This window comes from Paraglaciecola hydrolytica, from assembly GCF_001565895.1.
GTDB lineage: Bacteria > Pseudomonadota > Gammaproteobacteria > Enterobacterales > Alteromonadaceae > Paraglaciecola > Paraglaciecola hydrolytica.
The window spans coordinates 566,433-572,817 of the sequence record NZ_LSNE01000003.1 but is presented as its reverse complement, the minus strand read 5'-3'; the positions used below and the strand labels follow the sequence as shown (position 1 = coordinate 572,817).

3 protein-coding genes are annotated in these 6,385 nt (G+C 39.8%); 1 reads left to right on the top strand and 2 read right to left on the bottom strand.

Annotated elements, in window-relative coordinates; genetic code table 11:
* Nucleotides 1–1,967, top strand: a 1,967-nt coding sequence (gene fadJ / locus AX660_RS05065; RefSeq protein WP_068373441.1) for a fatty acid oxidation complex subunit alpha FadJ, incomplete at its 5' end; no start/stop codon positions are given.
* A gap of 428 nt (nt 1,968–2,395) precedes the next feature.
* Here fadJ and AX660_RS05060 read toward each other — a convergent pair.
* Both AX660_RS05060 and AX660_RS05055 read right to left on the bottom strand, forming a co-directional pair.
* The gene (locus tag AX660_RS05060) at nt 2,396–2,581 is read right to left on the bottom strand and encodes a hypothetical protein (protein ID WP_068373438.1); all 186 of its coding nucleotides are present in this window, start codon (nt 2,579–2,581) and stop codon (nt 2,396–2,398) included.
* A 193-nt stretch (nt 2,582–2,774) separates the two neighbouring features.
* On the bottom strand, nt 2,775–6,385 hold a 3,611-nt coding region (locus tag AX660_RS05055), incomplete at its 5' end, for an EAL domain-containing protein (RefSeq protein ID WP_068373435.1).

Sequence of the window (6,385 nt, the reverse complement as noted above, 5' to 3'; positions counted from 1 at the left end):
AAGGCGTAGTACTCGTTAGCGGTAAAAGTAACTCTTTTGTGGCGGGTGCGGATATCACTATGTTGGCGGCTTGTAAAACTGCCGAAGATGCGCAAGCTATTGCCCAAGGTGGGCAGGCAATGTTTCAACAAATCGAAGACATGCCACAAACCTTTGTTGCTGCCATACACGGCCCAGCTTTAGGTGGTGGCTTAGAACTGGCTTTGGCCTGTCATTATCGAGTATGTAGTGATGCTGATAAAACCCAACTAGGTCTACCCGAGGTGCAATTAGGTTTGTTGCCAGGCAGTGGTGGTACCCAAAGATTGCCACGTTTGATCAGTGTACAACAAGCCATGAAAATGATGTTAACCGGTGGTTCAGTGCGCGCTAAACAAGCACTGAAATACGGTATTGTTGATGACATGGTGCCCCAATCAATACTATTGGATGTCGCTATTGAGTTGGCACTTAAGCCAAAACCCAAACGTAACCCTGTTAAGCTCGATTTGATGGGTAAGTTTTTAGAAAGAACGGCTGTTGGCCGTAATTTGATGTTTAGTCAGGCGCGCAAACAAACTGCCAGCAAAACGCTGGGCAATTACCCTTCTCCAGCATTGATTATTGACAGTATTGAAACTGGCCTTAACAAAGGTATTAAAGCCGGTATGGATCTCGAAGCCAGAAGCTTTGGTAAGTTAGTTATGTCGCCAGAGTCAGCCGCGTTGCGTAGTTTGTTTTTTGCTACCACCCAGATGAAAAAAGAAAACGGCGTAGAAGGTGTTAAGCCCGCTAAGTTAGAAAAAATTGGTGTATTAGGTGGTGGTTTAATGGGCGGTGGTATTGCCTATGTAACGGCAACTAAAGCAGGGCTGCCCGCACGGATTAAGGATATTCGTCCTGAAGGTATCGCTAATGCCATTAAATACAGTTATGACTTGCTTAATAAAAAAGTAAAACGTCGTTTTATGGCCAAATCAGAGATGCAAAAGCAATTGGCTTTGCTAACCGGCTCGGTGGATTATTCTGGGTTCAGTAATGTTGATGTGGTTATAGAAGCAGTATTTGAAGACTTGGCTCTTAAACAAGCCATGGTGTCAGATGTTGAGGCGAATTGTGCCGCGCATACTATTTTTGCCTCCAATACCTCATCTATTCCTATCGGCCAGATTGCCGCCAAGGCTCAACGTCCTGAGCAAGTGATTGGTCTACATTACTTTTCGCCAGTGGATAAGATGCCGTTGGCTGAAGTTATTGCTCATGACAAGACCTCTGATTTAACTATTTCAACCACAGTTGAGCTGGCTAAACGTCAAGGGAAAACACCGATAGTGGTTAAAGATGGTGCTGGTTTTTATGTTAACCGGATCTTAGCTCCTTATATGAATCAGGCTGCTGCTTTGTTATTGGCGGGTGAACCTATCGAGCAGATAGACAAAGCCTTAGTTAAGTTTGGTTTTCCAGTAGGCCCTATCAAGTTATTAGATGAAGTGGGTATTGATGTTGGTTCTAAAATTGGTCCGTTTTTAGAAGCTCAGTTTGGTGAGCGATTTGCCTCGGTAGCAGGCTTTGACAAAGTATTAGCTGACGATCGTAAGGGCAAAAAGAATCAAAAAGGCTTTTATTTATACACAGGAAAAAAACCAGGTAAAGAAGTGGATGCCTCTATCTATACCTTGCTTGGCGTAACACCCAACAATAAGTTAAGCCATGCACAAATAGCTGAACGTTGTGTATTAACCATGTTAAATGAAGCGGCAATGTGTTTGGATGAAGGTGTAATACGTAATGCCCGAGATGGTGACATAGGTGCTATTTTTGGCATCGGTTTTCCGCCGTTTTTGGGGGGGCCATTCCGTTATATGCACACACTTGGCATAGACCATGTGGTGACCAGGTTAGAACATTACCAAGGATTGTATGGTGATAAATTCAAACCTGCTGACTGTTTAAAAAACATGTTAGAGACTGGTAAAAGTTATTATTAGTGAGTAGAATCGCCACGCTCAAAAGCTGGGTGCTTAAAAATCAGAAGGGCCCAGCTTTTTAATGGCTATTAATTGCAGTGTGTATTTAAAGCGGCAAAATTCTGCCTGAGTGAGATGACAGTGATTGCCTATTTAATGTGTTCCATAGTGTGTAGTGTTTTATATTATGTCCAGTCATTCAAGAGTGGCTTAACGGCAAAAAAGTGGGCGATAGCTGGTTTGGTTTTTGGACCTATGTTGTACCCCTTGTTTAAGTCAAGACAACGAATGAAGTTAGTTAGGTCCAGAGGATTTAATAGTATTTTTATGCATGCTTAGAATAATCTAGCTATTGTCGATAATCCCGCAGATTCAAAATGAAAAAGAGAGCTAAGCTCTCTTTTTTTTAGGTCAATTCAGTGGAAAACACTGATTTTGATGCTTCATCCTTAAAAGCGTACTGTTCCAGTTCTAACGCCATAAAAGCGCACTGTACCGGTTCTAACACCGTTTTTTGAGGTATCAGTTTGGCTAGTGGTTTCAGTTTTCACTGGCGCCTGTGCACCCTCAACCGTTTCGATTGCTACTGGTGCTGTGGTGGCTAGTACTATTGCTACTGCATAAGCTTTCAACATCTTTGTTTTCCTCTAGTTTGGATTATTGACGTTTCGTGCTGACATATTTTTGTCAGTCTGGCTTAGCTTTGCCAAATACATGCCAATGTTATAAGAGAAAAAACTTTTCCGTTATTTTTTTGAGGTTTAGGGTTGGCGGTACGAGATGTTAACTTAAAAATATTTAATTAAATCAATGTTTTGTGCTGAGTTTTCAAATGTCACTTTTGTGTATAATTTTGCTCAGTTGCAGGTTCTCTTTTAATAATCTTTCAAATCGAGGAGAACTTAGAGGTTTGCTATATAAATAACCCTGTAACATTTCACACTTATAACGACGTAAAATTGACAGTTGATTTTCATGCTCCACACCTTCAGCGACGACTTTCAAGCCAAGATTGTGGGCAATGGTGATTATGGCTTCAGCCATATGCCGATCTTCTGCTGAAGTGGCAATATCGTCTATAAATGCTTTGTCTATTTTTAAAGTATTGATAGGGAAGCGTTTTAAATAGGCCAGCGACGAATAACCCGTGCCAAAATCATCCAGTGCTAGATGAATACCTCGTTCACGTAAACGTTGCATCATACGCAGGGCGCTTTCAGGGTTTTGCATTAAGGTGCCTTCAGTAATCTCACATTCAAGATGCAGAGGAGACAGACCTACTCGTTGCAGGATATTAATAATACGTTCGTCTAAATCAGGTAATTCAAATTGTCTGGCGGAGATATTCACTGCTACTCTGCCTGTAAATAAGCCTGCATCCACCCAACGTTTAGTATCTTCACAGGCTTTGCGCAGTACAACTTCGCCTATATCGATAATTTGGCCGGTTTCTTCCGCCAGAGGGATAAATTGTGATGGGCTAACCAAACCTTTGTCAGGGTGCTCATATCGCACTAAAGCTTCCATACTGACTAACTTGCCACTGGCGATATCGACTTTAGGTTGGTAGAAAACCGTAAATAAATCTTCTTTTAAGCCATGGCGGATCAAGTTTTCAATTTGCAATTGACGTACTGCGTTTTGATTCATCTCACCACTGAAAAACTGATATTTGTTGCCACCGGCATTTTTAGCAAAATACATGGCCGTATCAGCATTTTTTAACATTTCTTGAGTGGTACTGCCGTCTTCTGGATAAAAGGCAATACCCACACTGGCACCCAATACAAACTCTTGTTTATTAATTAAAAAAGGGCGCGCCATATTGTCTAGTATGGTTTGGGCAAAATGAGTGATTCGATGCACGTCGGTCGTTTTGTCTATTAAAATACTAAACTCATCACCACCCAAGCGATAACAAGTTGCATCAGTCCCCGCAATACGTTGCAAACGTTTGGCTATTTGTTTAATTAATATATCGCCTGTTTGATGGCCCAGTGAATCGTTAATTTTCTTGAAATTATCCATATCCAAACAAATTAACGCGTGATGCGTATTGCGGCGTACTACGTTGGCATGACTGGCCTGAAAAAATGAGCGATTAGGTAATTCCGTCAAAGGGTCGGTATTGGCTAATTTAAGCAGTTCTTTTTCTGTTACTTTACGGGTGGTGATATCGGAGAATACGCCTACATAATGGGCAGGTTTACCGTCTTCGTCGTTAATGGCATCTATATTAAGTTCCATTTCATATTTTTCACCGTCAGTGCGTCGTGATTCAACTTCGCCAAACCAGTTGCCTTTTTGTCTTAAGGCTTTTTTTACTTCTTCGGTAAAAGCACCAGGATATTGGTGAAAGGTTAAATAGCTGGCTAAAGCTTGCTCACGGGTTTCGCCGGTATATTTGCAGTAGGAGTTATTGACCGAAATAAACTTAAATGACATATCAGTGATAAATACGCCATCAGAAATGGTTTCAATAGAGCGTTTGAACAATTTGAGCTGCTCTTCGGCCAGCTTTAAATGGTTAATGTTTTTTAAGGTACCTGTCATTCGTTGGGCTTGATTGTTGTTATCACGGCTTACTACTTTTCCGCGATCTAATAACCACAGCCATTCACCCTTATAAGTGCGTGCCCGATATGCAATTTCATAGTGTTCGGTTTTGTTTTTCAAATGTTCGCGTAGGGTTTCTTGTACGCGTTGAATATCGTTGGGATGAATGTTGGCTTCATATGCGCTATTTACCCTAATATCGTCTTGGGGGAAATCCAAGGTACCCCAAGTGTTCGAGCGGTACACTTGACCTTGATAAATATCCCAATCCCACAATTCATCTCCGCTGCTCCACAACGTTAGTTTAAGGCGTTCTTCATTTTCTTTAATAGAAAAGCGAATTGCATTCTTGCTGCGAACTTGTTTAATCCAATAAATCACCAATAGGCTTATCAGAATTCCATAAAGTATTATGGCTTTTTGGCTGAACCATGGTGGCGGGGCTATGTTAATTTTGACACTTTTTATTTCAGACCACGGCGAGTTGCCGTTTCGGCTTTGCACCTGAAATTCATATGTTCCAAACTCTAAATGAGAAAACTGCGCTTTTCGCGGTGAATCTTTATCTGTTTCTATCCATTTGTCTGAGATACCTAATAATTTATAGCGGTATTGGATTGCTTTAGGCTCTATTGGGTTAAGTTGGGCAAATTTAATACTTAACATGTAAGTATTAAATGGCAATGTAATTTGCTCTACTAAATCAATTGGCGCTGTTAATGGACTATTGTCCCCGTGTTGAGTTATTTCATGATTGAATAAACTTAACTGAGTCAGTGTAGGAGCTGGGGCTGGTTCCTGTTTTGCAATGGTTTGCTGCTCGTTGGCGGCGCTGAATTCAGTGGCATCGAACATTAAAAAGCCATTAGTGCCTCCAAACATTAACTTATGCTTGTTCGTTAATAATCCAACCCCTTCATTCAGTTCACTATAACCAAGACGTTCAGGAGATATATTTTGTAAAATTTTACCTGACGAAATAGAAACCTCGTCGATTCCTTCGCTAGTAAATCCTAACCAAATACTCTCCCCATGCAATATGGTCGTTATAACTTGGTTGCTAGATAAACCTGATTTTGCGTCGATAATCGAAATAACTCGATAACTAGCTTTGTCTAATTTTAACATCCCGTGGTTAAAAGAAGAGAGCCAAAATGCATTGTCGGTTTCTATTACAGAAGTAAAATATCGAACTGAATCGTCTACATTTAGTATGAGTTGATTTACTTGTTTAGTGTCTTGATTGTAAAGCATCATTCCCAAAGATGTTAATAACCATACATTATTTTGGCTATCCAAGAATACAGGATCAACATCTCTAATATTATTATTTGCTAGTGCTACGGATGTTAGTTCAAAGGTTAAAGGATCTACTGAAAGTATTTCATTTACCAAGGATTTTATCCAAACTTTCCCACCAAAATAATGAATATATTCAATGTTTTTGTTGGGCATCAATTTCTTGATTACATTTAGCTCACCTGAATTACTTATTTCATATACAAATAGCCCACCACTACTTGCAACCCAAATTTGATTTTTATCGTCGACTAAAAGATTCCAAATGCTATGTTTGAAGTCTTTTAAATGGTGAGTGAAGGTATAATTTTTTTGATCAAATTTATTTAAACCATTTGATTGAGTTGCTATCCAGATACTATTGTTTTTATCTTGGGCGAGACGCCAAATATTATTTCCAGACAATGAGTTTGAATTGTTGTGCTTTTGAAAAAATTCGATCTTTGACGCTTGAGGAGTGTGCTTATATATTCCACCAGAATACGTGCCTATCCAAAGTGTATCTTTGGAGTCTTTATACATTTTTAAAAAAAAGCTGTTTTCTAACCCAAAATTGATGTTGTTTTTATCACTAAATGAAAAAA

Coding starts and splice junctions, on each gene's coding strand:
- AX660_RS05060 (WP_068373438.1), bottom strand. CDS start 2,581: ATGTTGAAAGCTTATGCAGTAGCAATAGTACTAGCCACCACAGCACCA.